The organism is Streptomyces sp. NPDC048436 (assembly GCF_043200355.1).
Lineage (GTDB): Bacteria > Actinomycetota > Actinomycetes > Streptomycetales > Streptomycetaceae > Streptomyces.
Map to the genome: position 1 here is coordinate 422,318 of NZ_JBICXP010000004.1, position 23,045 is coordinate 445,362.

A 23,045-nucleotide genomic window follows, 5' to 3' on the forward strand; every position below is an offset into this window, starting at 1 on the left:
GTGCCAAACGCGGCTCTTAAAACACTCTTAGACCTGCTCGTAATGCTCCATTGCCATGCGAACACCCGATATGCGATCTCCCGAGACAGGGGCGCGGTCCACTGGGAGGGCCCCTCTCTCCGTCGTCATCGGCGCGGGCGGCACCGGTGGACACATCTATCCCGGGCTCGCCCTCGCCGACGCCCTGCGGCGTGCCGTGCCGGGCGCGGTCATCTCCTTCGTCGGCACGGAGCGGGGCCTTGAGACCCGGCTGATACCGGACGCCGGATACCGCCTGCACACCGTCGACATGATTCCCTTCGACCCCTCGCTCGGCGCCAAGCGGTTCCTCCTTCCCGCGGCCCTGGTGAAGTCCGGCGCCCAGTGCCGGACGATCCTGCGGGAACAGGGCGCGCGGGTCGCAGTCGGCATGGGCGGCTACCCCAGTGCTCCGGTCATCGTCGGCGCCCGGATGGCGGGCCTGCCGAGCCTCATCCACGAGTCCAACGCCGTCCCCGGCCGCGCCAACCGTTTCGCGGCCCGCCTCACCCCGAACATCGCGGTCGCCTTCGACCGCAGCCGGGAGCACCTGCCGGGCGGTGAGCGCGCGTACACCACCGGGATGCCCATCGCGGCGCCGCTCGCCGCGCTCGACCGGACCGCCCTGCGGGGCGCCGCACGCCGGGAGTTCGGCGTGCCGGACGGCGCCCGGCTGCTGCTGTTCAACGGCGGCAGTCTCGGCGCGGCCAGGCTGACCGAGGCGGCCGTGGGGCTCGCGGCGCGCTGGCGGCACCGCGCCGACGTACAGCTCCTGATCAAGACGGGGCCCGCCGCGCTCGACGAGACGCGGCGCCGCCTCACGGAGGCGGGCGCGGACACCATCGCCCGCGCCGTGCCCTACCTCGACCGGATGGACCTCGCCTACGCGGCGGCCGACCTGGTGATCTGCCGCGCCGGTTCGGCGACCGTCGCCGAACTCGCCGCCACCGGCGTCCCGGCCGTCCTCGTCCCCTATCCGCACGCCCCCGGCGACCACCAGACGCACAACGCGCGGGTCCTCTCAGACGCGGGCGCCTGCCTGCTCCTGCCCGACGCCGAGACCACGGCGGCGCGGCTCGCGGAGCTGGTCGGGCCGCTGCTCGCCGACCCGGCGCGGCTCGCCGCGATGAGCGGGGCGGCCGACCCGGGCCCGCACGCGCGCGCCGCCGACCTGCTCGCCGAGCGGGTCATCCAACTCACCCACCCCACCCCGCACTTGGAGTACGCATGAGCAGCGACAGCAGCAACAACAGTGACGGCACCTTCAGCTGGACCGGCCGCACCGTCCTGGTCACCGGAGCCGAGGGCTTCATCGGCTCGACGCTCGTCGATCTGCTCCTGGAGCAGGGGGCGAAGGTCCGCGCCTTCGTGCACTACAAGCCGTACGCGGAGAAGGGCCACCTCGCGCATCTGCTCGGGGACCCGCGGGTCGAGATGCTCGCGGGCGACGTGCGGGACGCGGGGCGTGTGATGGACGCGGTCGAAGGGTGCGACACCGTGTTCCACCTGGCCGCGCTGATCGGTATCCCGTACTCGTACGACTCCCCGGGCGCGTACGTCCAGACGAACGTCGTCGGCACGGAGAACATCGCGGAGGCCTGCCGCCGCCACTCGGTGCGGCGGCTCGTCCACACGTCCACCAGCGAGGTGTACGGGACCGCGCTCACCGCCCCCATCTCCGAGGAGCACCCCCTCCAGCCCCAGTCCCCGTACTCCGCGTCCAAGATCGGCGCAGACATGATGGCGCTCTCGCACTGGCACGCCTTCGAGCTGCCGGTGACGGTGGTGCGCCCCTTCAACACCTACGGCCCGCGGCAGTCCGCCCGCGCGGTGATCCCCACGATCCTGGCCCAACTGCACGCGGGCGCACGGGAGATCAAGCTGGGCTCGCTCACGCCCACCCGTGACTTCACGTACGTGACGGACACCGCGCGGGGCTTCATGGCCCTGGCGCGGTGCGAGGCGGCAGTCGGGCACGCGGTGAACCTCGGCGTGGGCCAGGAGATTTCGATCGGTGATCTCGCCGAGGCGCTGATCGAGGCCTCCGGCCGCGAGGCGAAGGTGGTCGTCGACCCGTCCCGGCTCCGCCCCTCGGGAAGCGAGGTGCGGCGGCTGCTCTCGGACAACACCCGGGCGCGGGAGTGGGCGGGCTGGACTCCGGAGGTCTCCCTGACGGACGGTCTGAAGCGGACCTCGGCGTGGGTCGCCGAGAACCTCAGCCTCTTCGCCCCGGACCGCTACCAGGTCTGAGCCCCGCTCCGGAGGGCTACGGCTGGGCGGCGGCCGCGGCCAGGCCGCCCAGCAACAGCAGCGTAAAACGGCTGGCCCAGTCCTGGTCGACCGGTTCCGCGCTGACCAGGGCGCGGTGGACCACCGCGCCTGCGATCACGTCGAAGATGAGGTCGGCGGTCCGCCGGGCGGCGGCGGGGTCCGGCTCCGGAGGAAGCTCCCCCCGCTCCTGCGCCCGCTTCCGCCCCGCGAGGACCAATCGCTTCTGGCGGTCCACGATCGACGTACGGATCCGCTCCCGCAGCGGCTCGTCCGAGGTCGACTCGGCCACCACCGCCATCAGTGCCGTCTTCGTCTCAGGGCGGCCGAGCAGCGCCGCGAACTGCAGGACCACACCCTCGATGTCCGCCGCGAGGCTGCCCCGGTCCGGCAGCTCCAACTCGTCGAAGAGCTCCGCCACCGCGTCCACGACCAGCTCGCTCTTGCCCGCCCAGCGGCGGTAGAGGGTCGTCTTGGCGACGCCCGCGCGTGTGGCGACGTCGCCGAGGGTCAGCTTGGACCAGCCCAGTTCGACCAGGGCCTGCCGGGTCGACTCCAGGATCGCGGTGTCCGCCGCGGCGTTGCGGGGACGGCCGCCCGTGCGGGCGGAAGGCGGAATGCGGCTCTGCATCCCGCGACCATACCGGCCAGTACGGAATCGGCCGGATCGGCGGCGAGTGAGGGAGATCACCGAAGTTCACGCGGGCCCGCCGCCCACACGGCCGCACGGGACAGTTACGCTACGAGTCGTAGCGAAAGAGTGGTGGGTGCGGCGAACGGCAACTCCTCGGCGCCCACGCTCGATCGCTCCGGACGTACACAGAAGCGAAACCACAGACGCACCACAGACACACCACAGCGACACAGCGGCCAGCACTGGCACGGGGTGGGGACCCCGCGCCACAACCAGCGGTCCTCCTCGGGACCTTGGCGCCACGGCCGTCCGCGGCCCCGCAATCCGGCGGGGGGCTTCGGACGGGCGCGGTTCCCGCACGGCTTGGGGGAGGATGTACTCATGCAGCCACGGAACATGTCCATGAGCGGAGTCGTCGACCTCGCCGCCGTGAAGGCGGCCCAGGAGGCCAAGGCGAAGGCGGAGCAGGCGCGCGCCGAAGCGGCACGGCAGGGCGGGGGCGCGGTCTCCGGCGTCTCGCCGTCAAGTCTCGTCATCGACGTCGACGAGGCCGGTTTCGAGCGCGAGGTCCTGCAGCGTTCCACCGAAGTGCCCGTCGTCATCGACTTCTGGGCCGAGTGGTGCGAGCCGTGCAAGCAGCTGAGCCCGCTGCTCGAAGGCCTCGCGCGGGAGTACAACGGCCGCTTCGTCCTCGCCAAGATCGACGTAGACGCCAACCAGATGCTGATGCAGCAGTTCGGGGTCCAGGGGATCCCGGCCGTCTTCGCGGTGGTGGCGGGCCAGGCCCTGCCGCTCTTCCAGGGCGCCGCCCCGGTCGAGCAGATCCGCCAGACCCTGGACCAGCTGATCCAGGTCGGCGAGGAGCGCTTCGGTCTGACCGGCATCGCCGTCGACCCGGGCGCCGAGAGCGCGGACCAGGCGGAGGCCCCGGTCGCCGAGGTTCCCGCCGGTCCCTATGACGCCCTGCTCGAAGCCGCCGTCGAGGCGCTCGACGCGGGCGACTTGGGCGGCGCCGTCCAGGCGTACCGCAATGTCCTGAGCGACGACCCGGGCAACACGGAGGCCAAACTCGGCCTCGCCCAGGCCGAACTGCTCCAGCGGGTGCAGGGCCTGGACCCGCAGCAGGTCCGCAAGGACGCCGCCGACCGGCCCGCGGACGTGGCCGCGCAGATCGCCGCCGCCGACCTGGATCTGGTGGGCGGTCATGTGGAGGACGCCTTCGGGCGGCTCATCGAGGCGGTCCGGCGTACGGCGGGCGAGGACCGGGACGCCGCGCGTGTGCGGCTGCTCGAACTCCTCGACGTGGTCGGCTCGGACGACCCGCGGGTGACCGCGGCGCGTACACAGCTCGCGCGAGTGCTTTTCTGACCCGGCCCGGCCGTTCGGCGCGGGCCCGGGTGTTCGACCTGTCGCGCGCCGTCCGCTGACCAGTCCCTAAACACCGGTGCTTGTGATGCCGGAGTGAAAACTTCGCCCCCAGGGCGTCACAGTGGCCGCGCTTTACCAAATCTTGGTAAACGCGGCCACTGTTACTTGGAGTAAGACGAGGACGTTCTTCTGTCCTGTTACGTCCTTCAACCTCCCGGTCTGTGTCACCCCTTGGACGTACCGTCCGTGGCCGACCGATACCCCGCGGTCGCGCTTCGGTTATCGCGCCGTTACTAGCCAGTAACGAACCCCCTTGTGCGGCGGCCGAGAATGCACCACGATCGGCGACGCTCGGTCCAATAGCCCGCAGCCCGACAGCCAATCGGGAGCGGGGTTTCTGGGTCCCCACCGAGCAGGCCGGAGGCATCCCGTCGCCGGTCTTGGACAGGGGGGTCTCTGCCATCCGGCAGGGCCTGTCCGGCAGGTTGTGCGTGTCGCGTGCGACCAGTGGTTGTCGCTCGGGGGTGATCGCCGGTGCTGAGTGGTGCAGTCGCGCCTCCCATGCGGGCGCTCTCCTTCCCGAGGACGTAGCGCTTCTCCCATCCCTGCCCGGCTGAGCCGCCCGAACGGGACCAGTCAGGGCCGGAGATGTACGTCCGAGAAGGAGGAAAGTCATGGAGTCCGTGGCTCGTGGCGGAACCAGATGGAAGCGGTTCGCCGTAGTCATGGTGCCGAGTGTCGCGGCTACTGCCGCGATAGGCGTCGCCCTTTCGCAGGGTGCACTTGCGGCATCTTTCAGTGTGTCCGGTCAGCAGTTCAAGGTGACTGCCGACCAGCTCGACGGTACGGGATTCATCCAGTACGGGGCGCTTGACAGCGGTAAGTCGGGTAACCACCCGGTCGCCGTCGTCGGCCTCGACTCGGCCAAGATCACCAACCTCTGCCAGTCCGTCGTCGTTCCGGTCCCCGTCTTCGGCGATGTGTCGATGACCCTCAAGGCCGGTGGCAAGGGCGGCCCGAGGGTCGAGGCGAAGAAGCTCTACATCGACGCCGATGACCTCAAGGCCGACGCGACGTTCACCAACGTCGACATCGGTGTATCGGTCGACCAGACCACCAAGGGCCCCGGCCCGTCGAAGGGCGACAAGTACGCCCCCGACTCGTTCGCGCAGCAGGCTGACAAGGTGCGGTTCACCGACGTCAAGCAGCGTGCGTGGGCGACCACCGCCGGAACCTTCAAGCTCTCCGGTCTGGGCATGTCGGTCAAGAAGGGCAAGCACGAGTGCTACTGAGGCGACTGATGCCTTAGCAGCGGTACTTGTTGCGCAGAACGGCCGGGCGCGGGGGCGCACGGATCTTGACCTCAACCGTCCCCGTGCCCGAATCCGCACGACACACAGAACCAACGCCATTCCCCGAGGAGCTGTACGACATGAGCGCCGAAGCGCAAGTGGGCCTTGGCATCAAGCTCGGCCGGATGCGCCGATCGTTCCGAGGGTGGCGCGGTCAGCGCCCGTTCTGGGGTGGTCTGCTGACGTTGCTCGGCGGCATCCCGATCATGTACTTCCCGTACGCGAACCTCACGATCGGCACGATGACGATCCGGATGGCGACGACCGCCGGTGCCGGCTCGCTGATCATCGGCGTCCTGCTTGTCGTGCTCGGCCTGACCATGTGGTTCCAGCCGCACTCCCGGATCTTCGCCGGGGTCGCGGCGATCCTGCTCGCCCTGGTCTCCCTGGTGGTCTCCAACTTCGGCGGCTTCGTCGTCGGCTTCCTGCTCGCCCTGCTCGGCGGTGCCCTCGGCATCGCCTGGGCCGCGGCCAAGCCGGCCAAGCCGGTCAAGAAGCGCACCGACGGAGATGCCGACGGCTCCGATGACGGGGCGCCGGAGCCCGCGGCCGCGGGGGCCGCGAACGGGGTGAGCGGCACTACGGACGATCTGTCAGGAACGAGCCCGGACAACGGGACGAACGGGAGGCACCGTGCCGGCTGACGAGGTGCACCATGAGGACTCCGCGGGGGAACCCCGCGCGAGATCCGGGCCGCGCCACGCGGCACCCAGAAAGCCGCTCCTCACCCGCCTGCACGTTCCTGCGGGCAAGGCGATAGCCATCGCGGCCATGCCGACCGCGGTCCTCATGGGCATGGGACTGACCCCCCAGCTCGCGCAGGCCAAGCCGCTGCCGAAGAACCCCTTCCAGGACGGCCCGTGTGTCACGGCGCCGGACGAGGCATCCAAGGACGCCGAGAAGGAAGCCGACAAGGCTGCCGAGGAGAAGGCGGCCAAGGAGAAGGCCGAGAAGGACGCGGCCGACAAGGCCGACAAGGGTGAGGACGGCAAGGCGACCGCCGAGCCGACGCCTTCCCCGTCCGCCGGAGACAAGGCGGGCACGGACAAGGCGGGCACGGACAAGGCCGAGCCGACTCCCTCTCCTTCCGCTTCCGACGACACGTCCGGCGACAAGGCCGACGAGCCCGCTCCGGAGCCCTCCAAGACCAAGAACCCGCTGGACCCGCTGGGCGTCGGTGACGCGCTCGAGGACATCTTCACGCCCGACGAGAAGCAGTCCCCGAGCCCCACCCCGACCCCCTCCGCCTCGGAAGAGAGCACATCCCCCGAGGAGACGGCGAAGGACTCGGCCAAGGACACGGTCGACGACGTCACCAAGCCCGTCGAGGACACCGTCGACGGCGTCACGGACGGCGTCAAGGACGGTGCCGACAAGGCCGGCGACACGGTCGACAAGGCCAAGGAAGAAGCCGAGAAGGCGGCCGAAGAGGCCGCCGACAAGGCGAAGGGCGAGGAGTCCGCCGATCCGTCGGCGCCGGACGAGGACGGCAAGAAGCCGTTCCCGTGCGTCGTCGAGAAGAAGGTCGACGGAAAGGGCGAGCAGACGCCCTCCCCGATCCCGAACCAGCCGTGGAACCTGGAAGCCAGTTCGCTGACGCTGAAGGGCGCCGACTACCAGGGCGTCGTGAACCTCACGATGCCCAACGGGCAGAGCAAGCAGGCCCTGAAGTACGTCGTCCAGAACACGGACATCGGCGACCTGCACCAGATCGTCGACGGCCCGGCCGGCAAGAAGTACCACGTCCAGGCCGAGAAGGGCTCCACGTCCACGATCCGTGGCGGCGAGACGACGATGTACACCGAGTCGATATCCGGCAAGCTCTTCGGCCTGATCCCGATCACGTTCGACCCCGAGCACCCGCCGCCCATCAACATCCCGCTGATCTACTTCACGGACGTGAAGGTCAAGCAGGCGGGCCAGTTCGGCGGCAACCTGCACGTGCCAGGACTGTCGCAGACGATCACCGACTGACCGGCAGGACACCGATACGACGCTGAGGGCGCCCCCTGGACCAGGGGGCGCCCTCAGTGTCGTATCAAGCGGGTGTCAGGCGGTGATCAGCCGCGCTCGCCGCCCAGGTGGTGCACCCGGACCATGTTGGTGGTGCCGGGGACGCCGGGGGGCGAACCGGCCGTGATGACCACGGTGTCGCCGTCGTTGAAGCGGTTGAGCCTGACCAGCTCGGCGTCGACGATCTCGACCATCGCGTCGGTGTTGTCGACGTGCGGCACGACATAGGAGTCCACGCCCCAGCTCAGGGAGAGCTGGTTGCGGGTCGACTCGTCGGTCGTGAAGGCCAGGATCGGCTGGGCCGCGCGGTAGCGGGACAGACGGCGGGCCGTGTCACCGGACTGCGTGAAGGCGATCAGCGCCTCGGCGCCCAGGAAGTCCGCGATCTCACACGCGGCACGGGCCACCGAACCACCCTGCGTACGCGGCTTCTTGCCGGGCACGAGCGGCTGCAGCCCCTTGGAGAGCAGCTCCTCCTCGGCCGCCACGACGATCTTCGACATCGTCTTGACGGTCTCGATCGGGTACGCGCCCACGGACGACTCGGCGGACAGCATGACCGCGTCCGCACCGTCCAGGATCGCGTTGGCGACATCGGACGCCTCGGCGCGCGTGGGACGCGAGTTGGTGATCATCGACTCCATCATCTGGGTCGCGACGATCACCGGCTTGGCGTTGCGGCGGCACATCTCCACGAGGCGCTTCTGCACCATCGGGACCTTCTCGAGCGGATACTCGACGGCCAGGTCACCACGGGCGACCATGACGGCGTCGAAGGCCGCGACGACGCCCTCCATGTTGGCGACGGCCTGCGGCTTCTCCACCTTGGCGATGACGGGGACCCGGCGGCCCTCCTCGTCCATCACCTTGTGGACGTCCTTGACGTCGCTCGCGTCGCGCACGAAGGACAGGGCGACCATGTCGCAGCCCATCTTCAGGGCGAAGCGCAGGTCCTCGATGTCCTTCTCGGAGAGCGCGGGCACGTTCACGGCCGCGCCGGGCAGGTTGATGCCCTTGTGGTCGGAGATGACGCCGCCCTCGACGACGATCGTCTTCACCTGCGGGCCGCTCACCTCGACGACGCGCAGCTCGACGTTGCCGTCGTTGATCAGGACCTGGTCGCCCTTGGAGACGTCACCCGGCAGACCCTTGTAGGTGGTGCCGCAGATGGACTTGTCGCCGGGGACATCCTCGGTGGTGATGGTGAACTCGTCACCGCGCACCAGCTCGACGGGGCCCTCGGCGAAGGTCTCCAGACGGATCTTGGGGCCCTGGAGGTCGGCGAGGACACCGACGGCACGGCCGGTCTTCTCCGCGGCGGCCCGTACACGGTCGTAACGCCCTTGGTGCTCGGCGTGCGTACCGTGGCTGAAGTTGAATCGGGCCACATTCATGCCGGCCTCGATCAGCGAGACGAGCTGCTCTTCGGAGTCGACGGCGGGGCCCAGCGTGCAGACGATTTTGGAACGGCGCATGGGGGCGATCCTATCGGTTTGTTTCGCTTCGGAATATTCCGTCTGGTGGAATCTACAAATGGGCGGAACCGCGCTCAGGCGTTGCGGTTATGAATTGCGTTTATGACGGGTTTCCGACCAATGCGTAGGTCTGCTGCGCGATCTCCAGCTCCTCGTCGGTCGGGACAACGGCGACCGCCACCCGCGCGTACTCCGGCGAGATCAGCCGCGCCTCGTCGGAACGTACAGCGTTGAGCTCGCCGTCGACCGCGAGCCCCAGCTCCTCGAGGCCCGCGACGGCAGCCTCCCGCACCGGCGCCGCGTTCTCACCGACCCCCGCCGTGAACGCGATGGCGTCCACCCGGCCGAGTACCGCGTAGTAGGCGCCGATGTACTTCTTCAGACGGTGGATGTAGATGTCGAAGGCGAGCGAGGCCGCCTCGTCTCCCGCGTCGACGCGGCGCCGGATCTCCCGCATGTCGTTGTCACCGCAGAGACCGACCAGACCGCTCTTCTTGTTGAGCAGGGTGTCGACCTCGTCGATCGACATCCCGCCGACGCGGGCCAGGTGGAAGACGACCGCCGGGTCCACGTCACCGGAACGGGTACCCATCACGAGCCCCTCAAGCGGCGTGAGCCCCATCGATGTCTCGACGCACCTGCCGCCGCGCACGGCGCTGGCGGACGCGCCGTTGCCCAGGTGCAGCACGATGACGTTCACGTCCTCGGGCGCCTTGCCGAGCAGCTTGGCCATCTCGCGGGACACGTACGCGTGCGACGTCCCGTGGAAGCCGTAGCGCCGCACGCGGTGCTGGTCGGCGGTGGCCACGTCGATCGCGTAACGCGCCGCCGACTCCGGCATCGTCGTGTGGAACGCCGTGTCGAAGACGGCGACCTGGGGCAGGTCGGGGCGCAGGGTCTGGGCGGTGCGGATGCCGGTGATGTTGGCCGGGTTGTGCAGCGGCGCCACCGGGACGAGCCGCTGGATCTCCGCGAGCACCTCGTCCGTGATGACCGTCGGCGCGGAGAACTTCAGGCCGCCGTGCACCACGCGGTGCCCGATCGCGGCCAGCTCGGGGGAGTCCAGGCCGAGCCCGTCGGCCTTCAGCTCGGTGGCGACGGCCCTCAGGGCGGCCTCGTGGTCGGCGATCGGCTCCTCGCGCTCACGCTCCTCGGCGCCGTCGACCAGCGGGGTGTGCTTGAGCCGCGAGGTCTCCTCGCCGATGCGCTCGACCAGGCCGACCGCGAGACGTGAGCTGTCCCGCATGTCGAGCAGCTGGTACTTCACCGACGAGGAGCCGGAGTTGAGGACGAGGACGCGGGTGGCGGTCACAGGAGGAATGCTTTCTGTAGACGTCATACGGGGCTTGCGGGGTACTACACGGAGGTGGTCGGGCCGCCCTGGGCCTGGATCGCGGTGATGACGACGGTGTTGACGATGTCCTGCACGAGGGCGCCGCGGGACAGGTCGTTGACCGGCTTGCGCAGCCCCTGGAGGACCGGCCCGACGGCGATGGCGCCCGCCGAGCGCTGCACGGCCTTGTAGGTGTTGTTGCCGGTGTTCAGGTCCGGGAAGATCAGCACGCTCGCCTGGCCGGCGACCTCCGAGTCCGGCAGCTTCGTCGCCGCGACCGAGGGCTCCACGGCGGCGTCGTACTGGATCGGCCCCTCGACCTTCAGGTCGCTGCGCATCGCCCGCACCAGCTCCGTCGCCTCGCGCACCTTGTCGACGTCGGCGCCCGAACCCGACGTACCCGTGGAGTACGACAGCATCGCGATCCGCGGCTCCACGCCGAACTGCTCGGCGGTGGCGGCGGCCTGCACGGCGATGTCGGCGAGCTGCTCGGCGTTCGGGTCCGGGTTCACCGCGCAGTCGCCGTACACGAGCACCTTGTCGGCGAGGCACATGAAGAAGACGGAACTGACGATCGAGGCGTCCGGCTTGGTCTTGATGATCTCGAAGGCGGGCCTGATGGTGGCGGCCGTGGAGTGCACGGAGCCCGACACCATGCCGTCGGCGTACCCTTCCTGCACCATCAGCGTGCCGAAGTAGTTCACGTCGGCGACGACGTCGTGCGCGAGCTCGACGGTGACGCCCTTGTGGGCGCGCAGCTCGGCGTACTTGGCGGCGAACGCGTCCCGCAGCTCTGAGGTCTGCGGGTCGATGAGCTGCGAGTCGGCGAGGTCGATGCCGAGGTCGGCGGCCTTCTTGCGGATCTGCTCGACGGGCCCGAGGAGCGTGAGCGCGCAGACACCGCGGCGAAGGAGCACGTCGGCGGCGCGCAGGACGCGTTCCTCGGTGCCTTCGGGCAGCACGACGCGGCGCTTGTCGGAGCGGGCCTGCTCCAGGAGCTTGTGCTCGAACATCATGGGCGTGAGGCGGTCGCTGCTGGGTGCCTGTACGCGGGTGAGCAGCCCCGCCGTGTCGACGTACCGCTCGAAGAGCCCGAGGGCGGTCTCCGCCTTGCGAGGCGTGGCGGCGTTCAACTTCCCCTCCAGGGCGAAGAGTTGGGCCGCGGTGGGGAAGGAGCCGCCGGAGACGGCGATGACCGGGGTGCCGGGCGCGAGGCGGTCGGCGAGGGTGAGGATCTCGGGCCCCGGCTGCTCGTTCAGGGTCAGGAGCACGCCGGCGATGGGCGGCGTCCCGGCGCTGTGCGCGGCCAGCGAGCCCACGACGAGGTCGGCGCGGTCGCCGGGGGTGACCACGAGGCAGCCCGGGGTCAGGGCGTTCAGGAAGTTCGGCAGCATCGCGCCGCCGAAGACGAAGTCGAGCGCGTCTCGGGCGAGGCCGGAGTCGTCGCCGAGTACGACGCGGCCGCCGAGCGCGTGGGTGATCTGGGCGACGGTGGGCGCGGCGAGGGCGGGCTCGTCCGGCAGGACGTAGCAGGGCACGGGGAGGCCGGTGTCGAGCAGCTCGTTGATCTCGTCGCGGTCGGCGGGCGCCACCCGGTTGGTGACCATCGCCAGGACGTCGCAGCCGAGGCTCTCGTAGGCGCGGTAGGCGTTGCGCGTCTCGGCGTGGACGGATTCGGCGGTCTGGTTCTTGCCGCCGACGACGGCTATCACCGAGGCGCCGAACTCGTTGGCGAGGCGGGCGTTGAGGGACAGCTCGTCCGGGAGCTGGGTGGCGGCGAAGTCGGTGCCGAGCACCAGGACGACCTCGTAGTCCCGCGCCACCCGGTGAAAACGGTCGACGAGCTGGGATACCAGCTCGTCGGTGCCCTGCTCGGCCTGGATCGCGGTGGCCTCGTGGTAGTCCATGCCGTAGCCGGACGCCGCGTCCTGCGCGAGCCGGTAGCGGGCGCGGAGGAGATCGAAGAGGCGGTCAGGCCCGTCGTGGACGAGTGGCCTGAAGACTCCGACCCGGTCGACCTGGCGGGTCAGGAGCTCCATGACTCCCAGCTCGATGACCTGGCGGCCGTCGCCCCGGTCGATCCCGGTCACGTACACGCTGCGCGTCACGTGTGCTCTCTCCTTCTCCGCTGCGGTTTCCCCTGGGCGCCCGTGAGACCGGGAGCCTTCCGTCAGGGCCGGACAAATGACCCGATATGGTTGCCGTGCCTTCTTGACAATACCTCCGTGGCTGGCTAGGTCGCCCGCCGGACGAAAGGCCTCGTGGAGCGGGCTGCCGAGGGGGCACAAGGGCCTTCTCCCCAGGATCGGGCGGAGCAGCCGCGAGCCGGGAGAGCTTCCTCCGAGCCCCTGTGTGCGCAGCGTCCCCCGCGTGGCCATGGAACAATCAGACCGGCTCACAAGTATCAACAGCGAGCAGGAGACACAGCACGATGCGCATCGGAATTCTCACCGCAGGCGGCGACTGCCCCGGCCTCAACGCAGTGATCCGGTCGGTCGTGCACCGAGCCGTCACGCATTACGGCGACGAGGTCATCGGCTTCGAGGACGGTTACGCGGGTCTGCTCGACGGTCGCTACCGCACGCTCGGCCTCAACGAGGTCAGCGGCATCCTGGCCCGTGGCGGAACGATTCTCGGCTCCTCGCGCCTGGAGCGCGACCGCTTCCGCGCGGCCTGCGAGGACGCGCCCGCGCTCGCCAAGGAGATCGGCTTCGACGTCCTGATCCCGATCGGCGGCGAGGGCACGCTCACGGCGGCGAAGATGCTGTCGGACGCGGGCCTGCCGGTGGTGGGCGTCCCCAAGACCATCGACAACGACATCTCCTCGACGGACCGCACCTTCGGCTTCGACACGGCGGTGGGTGTGGCGACGGAGGCGATGGACCGCCTCAAGACGACGGCCGAGTCGCACCAGCGCGTGATGGTCGTCGAGGTCATGGGCCGCCACGCGGGCTGGATCGCCCTCGAATCCGGTATGGCGGGCGGCGCCCACGGCATCTGCCTGCCCGAGCGGTCCTTCCACCCCGACGACCTGATCAAGATGGTCGAGGAGCGGTTCGCGCGCGGCAAGAAGTTCGCGGTGATCTGTGTGGCGGAGGGCGCGCACCCGCAGGAGGGCACCATGGATTACGGCGTGGGCGCGATCGACAAGTTCGGCCACGAGCGCTTCCAGGGCATCGGTACGGCACTGGCGTACGAACTGGAGGCCCGCCTCGGCAAGGAGGCCAAGCCGGTCATCCTGGGCCACGTCCAGCGCGGCGGCACCCCGACGGCGTACGACCGCGTCCTCGCCACCCGCTTCGGCTGGTACGCGGTGGAGGCGGCGCACCGCGGGGACTTCGGCCGGATGACGGCGCTGCGGGGCACGGACATCACGATGGTGCCGCTGGCGGAGGCGGTCACGGAGCTGAAGACGGTGCCGAAGGACAGGATGGACGAGGCTGAGTCGGTCTTTTAGCTTCGGGGGGCTCTGCCGTCCGGTGCGCGAGCTGCGTGGCTGGCTGGACGAGGACCGGTGTCCCGGAGGAACACCGTGTTCTGGCGGGCTCGACCGGGACTTTTCCGCAATCCGGACTGACGGACTGACGGCGTGCGGCTCAACTCTCCTCCGCGAACAGTTCCTGCGCGTCGGTGACCTGGTAGGAGCGGTCCAGCCAGGCGGCGAGCTGGTCCAGGTCCGTGGTGCTGAGCACACGCTCCCGCTCGGCGTCCGGGATCTGGATACCGCGCCATACGAGAGTGCGCAGGATCATCGTCGCCCGCTCCTGGGCCCGAGCTTCTTCGCGGCCTTCTTCGCGGCCCTCCTCGCGCACCTTCTCGGCGACTTCGTGCCGGAAGAAGTAGTTGATCGTCGCCATCATGTCCCTCCAGATCTTCCATGCGTCATCGCCGAGAACACCGCGAGCGGGACGTCGCGGGCGGCATCCCGCTCGTTCGCGATCAATGGCACGTTATCGGGGCCCAGGACCAGCGGTCTCACCGTGAGCGAGTGCCAGCCGGGCAGTCCGAGCTGGATGGGCTTCGCTGCCCAGCGGGCCGTGGCGGTGCTCTGGGTCAGCACGATCAGCACCGGCTCGCACCGGTACTTCGCGTACAGGTACGAGAGGTAGTACGCCCAACTCCCTCGCTTGGCCTCGTCCTTCTTCCCCTGCGACTCGACGACCAGCAGATAGTCCCCCTCGTCGGTGTCCACCCGGAGCAGGGTGTCCACCCGCCGCTCGATCGGCTCGATCTCGGTGAGCTCGGCGTTCAGGACCGCGATCTCGCGCGGCTCCGGGAACGGGATGTGCAGCAGGCGCTGGCAGGCACGAGTCAGAAGCGCCGGGTCCTTCTGGAAGATCCGGTGCAGCGCCTCGTGTGATGAGCCGACCATCAGCTCTCCTTCCTGTTCGGCATGGTCAACGAGCTGTACGGACAAGAGCTACGCGGCACCGAGTTCGCACCACACGTACTTGCCGGTGTCGCCGCTCGTCGCGTACGGATGCCAGCCCCAGCCGTCGGCGCAGGCCCGGACCAGCTCAAGGCCCCGGCCTTCCTCGGCGTCGAGGCCGGCGATCAGGCCTGGCGGAGGCGCGGGCGGGGTCGGGTCGGCGTCCCATGCGCCGAGGCGCAGTACGCCGCGCGCCCAGCGCAGACGGAGGGCCGCCGGGCCTTTCGTATGGCGTACGGCGTTGGAGACCAGCTCCGTGGCGAGCAGCTCAGCCACGTCGGCGAGGTGGAACAGGCCGTGCGCGGCGAGGATGACCCGCAGGGTGCGGCGACTGACCGTGACGGCGCGGGGGTCGTGCGGGATGGAGAGGACGTACTCCCAGGGCCCGGGGTCGGGGCCGGGCCCGCGATGATCCGAGTGGTCTTCGTCGGGTTTCTGCATGACTGAACTCCAAGTGGTGCGAGGGTGAGAGGAGTTCGCGGCGGTCTACGGGCGGTGGCCATGTCACGGCCGTCATGGCATGACGGCGTGGTGCGCTTCCGGGCTCCCGGTCTCGCAGCGTTTGCGACGCGTCACTGACGGTACTCCTAAAATTTTAGGACCAGCAAGCGGTTCGCATAACATGACACCCGAACGGGGCGCCCCCGTAGAAGAGTTGGCTGAGGGAGTGATGCATGGCTACGAGGCGGAACCCCACCGCGCGCCAGATTCGACTGGGGGTCGAATTGCGGAAGTTGCGTGAAGCCGCTGGGCTGAAGGCTCGCGAAGCGGCAACGCTCCTGGGGGCCGACTCCGCCCAGATGAGTCAGATCGAGTCCGGAATCGCCGGTGTGAGTGAGGAACGCCTACGTCGCTTGGCAGCTCACTACGCATGCGCGGACGAAGCGTTGATCGCGGCGTTGGCAGCTATGGCGACCGACCGTACGCGCGGCTGGTGGGAGGAGTACCGCGGAGTCCTGCCCGCCCCGTTCCTGGACCTGTCCGAGCTTGAGTGGCACGCCACATTGCGGCGTGATGTGGACTTCCTCCAGGTGCCAGGGCTTCTGCAGACAGAGGATTACGCCCGCGCGCTCTTCGCGTTTCGCGTGCCCGAGCTCCCACGCAGCGAACTGGAGCCCCGGGTCAGCCACCGCACGAAGCGGCGCGTCGTGATCGAAGGTCCCGCCCCCATCCCGTACGAGACGGTGATTCACGAGTCGGCACTACGGTTCCGGGTCGGCGATCGCACGGCTTACCGGAACCAACTCACCCGCGTTCTGGAGCTCTCCGAAGCGGAGCACGTGACTGTGCGGGTCATCCCGTTCGACCTGGATGGCTTCGCCGGGTCCAGCAGCGCCATGGTCTACGTGGGCGGAGCGATTCCCCAGCTGGACACCGTCCTGCGGGACGCGCCACATGGCACCGGGTTCCTTGATACGGAAGCTCAACTGGCCCGCTTTCGAACGCTCTTCCGTAAGGTGGAGAAGGTGTCGCTGCCCCCTGAGCGATCGCGTGATTTCATCCACCAGATGGCGAAGGAACTGTGAGGCAGGCCATGAGTGCTCCCAAGGACTGGCAGAAGTCCACCTTCTCCGGTGGCGGCGATGGCAACGCCTGCGTAGAACTGGCCATGGCCCCCAACCAGGACATCCACCTCCGCGAAAGCGACCACCCGGCAACGGAGCTGGCCGTGGGCCCTGCCCTCCTCGCTCACCTCCTCCGCACCGTGAAGTCCGGCCAGTTCAGCTGAACCGCGGGGCTCTGCGTTCCGGGGGCCGCTCGCCGGCCGGGCGTGTCAGCCCTCGACCGCCCCCGTCCCGCGGAGCTGGGTCCAGAAATGCTCAAGGATCTTGTCCAGATAGTCCCTCCCGGCGCTCCCCGACGCATCGGCGCCGGCCCCGCCGCCCCAGCTCAGCGTCCGGACCATGCGGGACTGATAGTCGGCGTGCAGCTGCTGCAGCACGTCCTCAAGATGCCGCTTGCGCAGGGGGAGCATCTTGCTGACGGGGCGGACGTACCCCTGCCAGCGGGTGGTGACGGCGCTGCGCAGCAGCTCGGCGAGTTCGTCGGAGCGCCCGGTGACGGTGATGAAGTCGGGCAGGGGCAGCTGCAGCACTTCGGCGAGGGCGGCGGACTGCCGCTCGTTGCCGCGCCAGGTGTTGGTCTCCTCCATCCGCAGATACGTCTGGATCTCGACGCCGGCTCCTCGCGCCACGTCTTCGGGCGCGAGCCCACGGGCGAGCCGATGCTCGCGCAGGGTCGTAGCGGCGCCCATCAGCTCTCCCGGTGAACACCAAAGGGTCCCCGCGAGGGCGGTGAGCTCGGCAGAGGTGGGCGCGGCGAGCCCACGCTCCCAGGCGGCGATGGTCTCCGGGGTGATGTAGGTGAGCCCATAACTGGCCCGCATCCCGTAGGCGACATGCCCGTGCGCCATCCCGAGGGCCTCACGGAGGCGCCGGGCGGCGGGGAAGTTGAAGGGGGGCGTGGGCTGGTGCGGCGGTTGGCTCGGTTGCACGGGCACACGGTATGGGTGCGAAGGCCTGGCGACTACGGTGCGTTCATACGAGGTTGCGGATTGGTACGAAGCTACGGAGGGGCTTTCGGCCCCTGGCGGCGCGTCCGGGGCGTGCGCGTGCTGCTGGCGGAGCGAGCGGGCGGCGGGGCGCGAGGGTGTTTTCCGGGACGTCCCACTTCGGGTTGCTCAACTGGCGCTTTCCGTCGACCTCAATGCCTCACTCGCTCTTCGTGCGGCAGGTCGCTGTCGCAGAATACGCACACGAAGTGGGAATCCCTCACAGTGTTCCATTCGTGACAGGAAGGGCAATTACGAAAGATGATGGGGTGTGTGAAGCCTGTGTCGCAGTGGATACCCGCACGGTGCAGGCAGTTCTTGACCATCGGCCATGATTCAATCCCCGGGCAGTAGCCGGTCGACTGATTGCTGATGTACGTGGCTGACCATTCTTCTCTGGAGCGGGAGAACCCCACCTCTCCGGCGGACAAAACTTTTCCGCCGCCCGCGCATGCCACGTGCTCCGAGCGGCGTGGTGCAAGCAGCAGAGTATGCGAAGGGTCGATCACGAAGGTGAACGGCTGGCTCAGTTCGTCTTGGCCAACCTGAGCCAGGAAGCCTTCCAAGTCCTCTATGGATCGAACGCGGTACCCTCTTTGAAGCGTAATCCTCTCTCTTATTTCGGGAGGTCCCACATAGTCGTACACCGGCATCCGTGCTCTTTATCCTTCCGCGTCGAGGCGCAGGTCTTGGATACGGCTGGGCGCATCGTCGGCCGGGGACGGGTTCCTTGCGACCTGGATCAACGGCCCGGGCGTGCCGGGTCCCCAGGAGTGCCAACCCTCATGGAAGTGATGATCAGTCAGCGCAGAGCCGTCAGGGCCCGTCGACAGTCGGTTGGTCAAGTTGTTGCTCAAGGCTGACAGGAATTCCCTGATATCAGCTTCTTCGGGGGCTGCGTGCACACTGCTCCAGCAGCCCAGCCAGCCTCTTCCTGCTGCCCGACTTCCGGATCTGACGCATACCCAGACGGGGCCAGTGTCTTGGCGCGTGTCGTGGATGATGTCCGCAATCAGTGGGGCAGTGCCGTTCAGTAGCACTGAGATCATGACGTTCACTCCCGTAGTGCAAACTCTATGAGGAGGTTCGGGTCCATTTCGCCGGTTCCGATTCTACGGACGACTTCTGCCGTCCGATGATGCCCACCTGTGATGTGTACCTGTGATCCCGGGAACCGCGGGGAGTCGCCCGGGCCCCAATCGCGGTATCCGCTGATGGGGTCGTTTCCTTGGGGGCCTCCAAATCTCGTCAGATCCTCGTTGGGTAGATTCCTCACCCCTCCATGCCCCACAACGTCCCCACCGTGCATCTGGGCGTCCGTCAGTGGGTGACTGGCAATCCTATTGTCGACCAACTCGCCGGCCCTCACATAGAACCTGTCGTAGCGAGAGTGAACGGGGAGATTCCCGAGGCTCTCGTTGGGGTATGGAGAAAGCCCGAGCGGGTCGGCTTGTGTCCGGGGGTTTCTGACATATGAGACGGGGTTGGGAGCCGGTGCGAGACCTAGCGGATCCTGGCTGACGTAGCGTGCACTCTCCGGATCGAAGTGCCGGAAGTAGTTGTAGTGGAGTCCGGACTCCGGGTCGAAGTACTGCCCGGGAAACCGCAAGGGAGTGTACGCGGACGCCGCGGCGTTCCATGAAGTGATGCCCCAGAGAGAGGTGCGGGAGCGCCAGGCCACGTCGCCACATTCGTCGACGAGCTCGCTGGGGGTGCCGATGATGTCGGTGACTATGGCGAAGAAGCGTGTGTCGATGTCACCTTGGTGCGCGTCGGCTGAGGTGATCTGCTCGAACTGGCTGATCGGATGGAGTCCCTGGTGCTCCCAGGTCAGGCTGACCTCGTTAGAGCGTCCGGCATATCGGGTGGTCTGTTCGCAGAGCGTGGGGCCGTCCCACGTGAAGTCGACCTGCTCTGCCACTGATTCCTCGTCCGACGTCATGCGTTGTTTGGCCGTGCGTCGCCCAAGGGGGTCGTACCGGTAGAGCCAGAGTGTCCCGTCCGGTGTGCGCACGGACGTCAATTGGTCCTCGGCGTCCCAGGTGTAGTGCCAAGCAGCCGGCTTGCGTGACAGCCGGGTCCGCTGACGCAGAACGACACGCCCTTCAGAATCGTGCTCGTAGCGGACGTTCCCCGCGCGGGTGATGTGCGTGCCCGCGTAGTCCCGCGAACCTGTGCTGTCGTGACCAGGATGGTCGGAAGGCCAGGTTGCCTCGGCCTGGTTGCCTGCCCCGTCATAGGCATACGACTCCGACCAGTTGTCCGAACTGACCGCTGTCACGCGGCCGACTGCGTCCAGGGCGAAGTGGCGATCCCCTTGCGACGGGTCGGTGACTTGGAGGGGATGCCCGTCGGCGCGGTAGGCGTATCCGCGGGATAGGCGAGTGCCCCCGCCGGTTCCCATGACCGTTTGGCTCGTCACTCGGCCCAGCTCGTCGTAGGCGCGTCCCAGGATGAGGCCGGATCCTATGCTCCGGTTCACTTCCCTGCCTGCCGCATCGAACTCGAAGGCGATGGTGCGGCCCGAAGTCACCAGCTCCGTGCGATGGCCGGCGGCGTCGTACGACCAGGCGCTGGTGGCGCCGCTTGGTGTAGTCCGGCCTGTGCGACGCCCCATGGCGTCATATGTGTACGTGGTGGTGCGCCCGTTGACTGATTCGGTCCTGACGAGGCCCCTGACGTCACGGGTGAAAGCGAGGGATGAGTCAGGGCTGACGGCTTGGGTGAGCCGGTCAGCGGCATCCCATGCATAGGTGGTGACACGTCCCGCGGCGTTCTTGCGGACGGTCCTGCCTAGGCTGTCCCGCTGGAATCGAACGGTCTGGCCCAGGGAGTTGGTGCGTGAGACCAGTCGATGAGCTGCGTCGTGCTCGTACGTCACGCAGCGGTTGTTGAAGTCCGACTCGGATGTCAGGCGTCCGGACGCGTCGTAGAAGTACGACCAAGTCAGCCCCAGAGGGTTGGAGACTCGTGTCAGGCGCAGAGAACTGTCGTACGTGAACTCATGGCGAGCGCTGTCCGGATCGGTGCGCGCGCTCAACAGGTCGAAGTGTGTGTACTCGAAGGTCGTGACCCCGCCAATGGCATCCACGTGGCGGACGCAGTTGCCCTCTCCGTCGTACTCCCACGCCTCCTCGGTTCCATCCGCCCGGAGCAGCCGAGCGATCTGGCCTTCGATGGTCCACCACATCCGCGTCTTTGCACCCACCGGGTCGGTGACTTCGGTGAGGCGCCCGAAGGCGTTGTAGGTGCGGGTGGTCCGTTCGCCGAGCGCGCTCACGATCTCGACGGGGAGCCCCACAGAGTCGCACCGCACCCGTGTGATGGCACCCAAGGGGTCGGTGACCGTCAGCGGCCGTCCTGCGGTGTCGTAGGTGAAGCGCGTCGTCGCCCCGTCGGGATCGGTGAGCGCCGTACGGTTGCCTCGCTCGTCGTAGGCGTGCTCCCACACGGTGTCGTCCGTCGTCACCACCCTTACCGGCAGACCGAGTTCGTTGTAGTCGGTGCTGGCGTCGGTGCCGTCGGGGCGGGTGACCTTGACGGGGCGGCCGTGGGCGTTGTTGGTGAACTTCGTGGTGTGCCCGAGTGGGTCGGTCCACGAAATGAGGTGGTGATGAACGTCGTACGCGCTCCGCGTCACGGAGTTGTTCGGGTCGATCTCCGCCGTGACCTGGCACTGCTCGTTGATGACGAACCGGGATACGGCGCCGTCGGCGGTGGTGAGGGTGGTGACGCGGCAGCCAGGCCAGGCATCGTCCGTTCCGTCGTAGTCGAGAGTGAGGGTGACGTGTCCGGCCTCGCCGCCCTCGGCGACGCACCGGTCTTGGTCGTCGTACGTGTAGTCGTAGCGGCTGTGGTTGGTGTCCGTCCAGGATGTGACGCGCAACCGTTCGTCGTACGTGAACTGCATCGGGAGACCAGAGGAGTTGACTGACTCGGTGAGGTTCCCGTCGGTGTAGCGATACCTCTTGACCGTGACGTCCGAGCCGTCCTCGGCCCCTCCCGCCAAGCGCAGCTCGGTGATTCGCTCCTCCTCGACCACGAGCTTGAGGTAGTAGCCGCCGGAGTGCCGGATGGCTAGGGGCGTGCCTTGCTCGTCGTAGTCGAAGTCAATGGTGTTGCCGTTGCGGTCGGCTATGCGCCCCAACAGCGCGACGCCTTCGGATGGGAGGCCGAAGTATCGGCTCTGCCCCGTCAACGGGTCGTCGATGCGATAGTCGCCTTCGTCCAGGCGGACGAGGGGCCAGCGGGGGCCGACATCCGGCAGGACCGCCCTTCCGGGCTCGTCGGCGTGCGGATAGGCCAGGAGTAGACCGTCCTCGGTGACGAAGACAACGCCTTCCTCGTCGACTTCGAGGCGCTGGTCGACGGTGGAGGACCAGGTGGGCCCGAACCACCAGCCCGTGCGGTAGTCGGAGGCCACGCGGCGACGGAAGGCCAGCGGGAGGGTGCCGGGCAGTTCGATGTCGGTCTGCGGCAGGAACATCTGCCCGGTGGCCAGGTCGACCGGGTCGGTCAGCTTCTTCCAGACGGCCTTGGCGCTGCGCCCGAACGCGTCCTTGCCCCGGCTGAGCAATGTGCGGGCGCTCTTCAGCCCCTTGAGGCCGCCCTTGAGTCCCTTCAGGCCTTTGGCGAGTCCGCGGAGGCTGGTCAGCCCCTTCATGCCGGGGATGCAGTCGAGGGCGGCGAAGGCGACGTCGAGTAGGCCTGCTTCTCCCTTGGCGTATTTGTTGAGGGTGTCGGCGAGGACGATGAGGGCGGCGATGAGGACGATCGCGCCGAGGATCGGGCCGCCGATGATCATCGCGATGATGCCGAGTACGGCGACGACGACTTTGCAGACGGCGACGATGGTGTCCCAGTTGTCGGTGACCCAGTCCCCGACCTCCTCCCACCACTTACGGTTCTGAATACCCGCGTCGGAGGCGTCTTCGAGCTTCTTCTTCGCCGTGCCCGCGGCGTCCTGACGCATCTTGCGCGCGTCTTCCGCCATCTTCTTCGCCGCGTCCAGGTTGCTCTGGGCGGCGGTGACGTCGGACTTGGCGGCGGTCTGGGCATTCTCGGCGGAGTTGGCGTTGCGGGTGGCGGCCTTGACCTTATCGGGGTCGGGCTTCGGAACGTCCTTCCCGGAGTCCTTGTCGTCCTTGTACTTGTCGGCTTCCTTGCCCGCCCTATCCATCCACGAGTCGGCGGACGTGAGGCGGGACTGGGCGGCGCTGAGGCTGGTCTGCGCCTCACGGCCCTGCGCGAGTGCCTTGTCGGCGAGGGCCTGGGAGCGTTCCAGCTCCGGCCAGTACGTGGACAGGGCATCGCCTGCCATCTCGTAGCTCTTCTTGAGCTTCTTCAGCTTTCCCGGCGCGGACTCGAACTCCGAGGTGAAGGACTCCGCCGTCTTCCCAGCCCAGGTGAGGATCGCGTCCTCACCCGCCATGCCCTTGATGTCCCGCAGGACCTTGGAGACATCGTCGGCGAAGTCGTGCAGATTCTTGGCCAGGTTCCGAACCCGGTCCGGATCACCGGGAGTTGGGTCCTTGTCCAAGTCCAGGACATGCCAATCCGCCGGACGATTGCCCCCCACGTCGTAACTCCCGTCACTTTCGTACC

Annotated in this window: 16 protein-coding genes and 1 pseudogene; 9 read left to right on the forward strand and 8 right to left on the reverse strand. The window is 68.3% G+C overall.

Annotated elements, in window-relative coordinates; all coding sequences use genetic code 11:
- Window positions 1–55: 55 nt before the first annotated feature.
- Window positions 56–1,249 carry an undecaprenyldiphospho-muramoylpentapeptide beta-N-acetylglucosaminyltransferase gene (gene murG / locus ACGFX9_RS16815; protein ID WP_393471610.1) on the forward strand — a complete coding sequence of 398 codons (1,194 nt, stop codon included), beginning with the start codon at window positions 56–58 and terminating at the stop codon, window positions 1,247–1,249.
- Entirely contained in the window at window positions 1,246–2,268 is a 1,023-nt protein-coding gene (locus ACGFX9_RS16820) for a GDP-mannose 4,6-dehydratase (RefSeq protein WP_393471613.1), read from the forward strand. The genes murG and ACGFX9_RS16820 overlap by 4 nt, the downstream gene beginning before the upstream one ends.
- 16 nt (window positions 2,269–2,284) lie before the next feature.
- Here the strand turns inward: ACGFX9_RS16820 and ACGFX9_RS16825 are convergent, their stop codons facing one another.
- Complete coding sequence (locus tag ACGFX9_RS16825) at window positions 2,285–2,917, reverse strand: TetR/AcrR family transcriptional regulator (protein WP_393471616.1); 633 nt, start codon at window positions 2,915–2,917, stop codon at window positions 2,285–2,287.
- A 384-nt stretch (window positions 2,918–3,301) separates the two neighbouring features.
- Here ACGFX9_RS16825 and ACGFX9_RS16830 point away from each other — a divergent pair, with 384 nt between their 5' ends.
- The 4 genes from ACGFX9_RS16830 (at window position 3,302) to ACGFX9_RS16845 (ending at window position 7,614) form a co-directional block, all read left to right on the forward strand.
- Window positions 3,302–4,288, forward strand: a complete 987-nt coding sequence (locus tag ACGFX9_RS16830; RefSeq protein ID WP_393471618.1) for a tetratricopeptide repeat protein — start codon at window positions 3,302–3,304, stop codon at window positions 4,286–4,288.
- Window positions 4,289–4,962: 674 nt separating this feature from the next.
- Window positions 4,963–5,580, forward strand: a complete 618-nt coding sequence (locus tag ACGFX9_RS16835) for a DUF6230 family protein (protein WP_393471621.1) — start codon at window positions 4,963–4,965, stop codon at window positions 5,578–5,580.
- Window positions 5,581–5,720: 140 nt separating this feature from the next.
- Window positions 5,721–6,284 carry a DUF6114 domain-containing protein gene (locus ACGFX9_RS16840; RefSeq protein ID WP_393471624.1) on the forward strand — a complete coding sequence of 188 codons (564 nt, stop codon included), beginning with the start codon at window positions 5,721–5,723 and terminating at the stop codon, window positions 6,282–6,284.
- Window positions 6,274–7,614, forward strand: coding sequence for a hypothetical protein (locus tag ACGFX9_RS16845; RefSeq protein ID WP_393471626.1), 1,341 nt, complete (start codon window positions 6,274–6,276; stop codon window positions 7,612–7,614). The genes ACGFX9_RS16840 and ACGFX9_RS16845 overlap by 11 nt, the downstream gene beginning before the upstream one ends.
- Window positions 7,615–7,700: 86 nt before the next feature.
- Here ACGFX9_RS16845 and pyk read toward each other — a convergent pair whose 3' ends face one another.
- The 3 genes from pyk to pta form a co-directional block, all read right to left on the reverse strand.
- Window positions 7,701–9,128 (reverse strand): pyruvate kinase, encoded by a 1,428-nt coding sequence (gene pyk, locus ACGFX9_RS16850; RefSeq protein WP_393471629.1) that lies wholly within the window; start codon window positions 9,126–9,128, stop codon window positions 7,701–7,703.
- A 100-nt stretch (window positions 9,129–9,228) separates the two neighbouring features.
- Complete coding sequence (locus ACGFX9_RS16855) at window positions 9,229–10,467, reverse strand: acetate kinase (RefSeq protein ID WP_393471632.1); 1,239 nt, start codon at window positions 10,465–10,467, stop codon at window positions 9,229–9,231.
- A 17-nt stretch (window positions 10,468–10,484) separates the two neighbouring features.
- Window positions 10,485–12,569, reverse strand: a complete 2,085-nt coding sequence (gene pta, locus ACGFX9_RS16860; RefSeq protein WP_393471635.1) for a phosphate acetyltransferase — start codon at window positions 12,567–12,569, stop codon at window positions 10,485–10,487.
- Window positions 12,570–12,892: 323 nt separating this feature from the next.
- Here pta and ACGFX9_RS16865 point away from each other — a divergent pair, with 323 nt between their 5' ends.
- Window positions 12,893–13,918, forward strand: coding sequence for an ATP-dependent 6-phosphofructokinase (locus tag ACGFX9_RS16865; RefSeq protein ID WP_393471638.1), 1,026 nt, complete (start codon window positions 12,893–12,895; stop codon window positions 13,916–13,918).
- A 139-nt stretch (window positions 13,919–14,057) separates the two neighbouring features.
- Here the strand turns inward: ACGFX9_RS16865 and ACGFX9_RS16870 are convergent.
- Both ACGFX9_RS16870 and ACGFX9_RS16875 read right to left on the reverse strand, forming a co-directional pair.
- Window positions 14,058–14,833: pseudogene (locus ACGFX9_RS16870) on the reverse strand (hypothetical protein).
- A 48-nt stretch (window positions 14,834–14,881) separates the two neighbouring features.
- Window positions 14,882–15,331 (reverse strand): ATP-binding protein, encoded by a 450-nt coding sequence (locus ACGFX9_RS16875; RefSeq protein ID WP_393471641.1) that lies wholly within the window; start codon window positions 15,329–15,331, stop codon window positions 14,882–14,884.
- Between the two features lie 233 nt (window positions 15,332–15,564).
- On the opposite strand from ACGFX9_RS16875, the gene ACGFX9_RS16880 reads away from it, so the two are divergent.
- Together ACGFX9_RS16880 and ACGFX9_RS16885 are read left to right on the forward strand one after the other, a co-directional pair.
- Window positions 15,565–16,416 (forward strand): helix-turn-helix domain-containing protein, encoded by an 852-nt coding sequence (locus tag ACGFX9_RS16880; protein WP_393471644.1) that lies wholly within the window; start codon window positions 15,565–15,567, stop codon window positions 16,414–16,416.
- A gap of 8 nt (window positions 16,417–16,424) precedes the next feature.
- Window positions 16,425–16,619 (forward strand): DUF397 domain-containing protein, encoded by a 195-nt coding sequence (locus tag ACGFX9_RS16885; protein ID WP_393471647.1) that lies wholly within the window; start codon window positions 16,425–16,427, stop codon window positions 16,617–16,619.
- A 45-nt stretch (window positions 16,620–16,664) separates the two neighbouring features.
- On the opposite strand, the gene ACGFX9_RS16890 is transcribed toward ACGFX9_RS16885, so the two are convergent.
- Complete coding sequence (locus tag ACGFX9_RS16890) at window positions 16,665–17,390, reverse strand: helix-turn-helix domain-containing protein (RefSeq protein ID WP_393471653.1); 726 nt, start codon at window positions 17,388–17,390, stop codon at window positions 16,665–16,667.
- A gap of 1,105 nt (window positions 17,391–18,495) precedes the next feature.
- A complete protein-coding gene (locus ACGFX9_RS16895) occupies window positions 18,496–22,980 on the reverse strand; it encodes a DUF6531 domain-containing protein (RefSeq protein WP_393471656.1) in 4,485 nt (1,494 codons plus the stop codon).
- Between the last annotated feature and the right edge of the window lie 65 nt (window positions 22,981–23,045).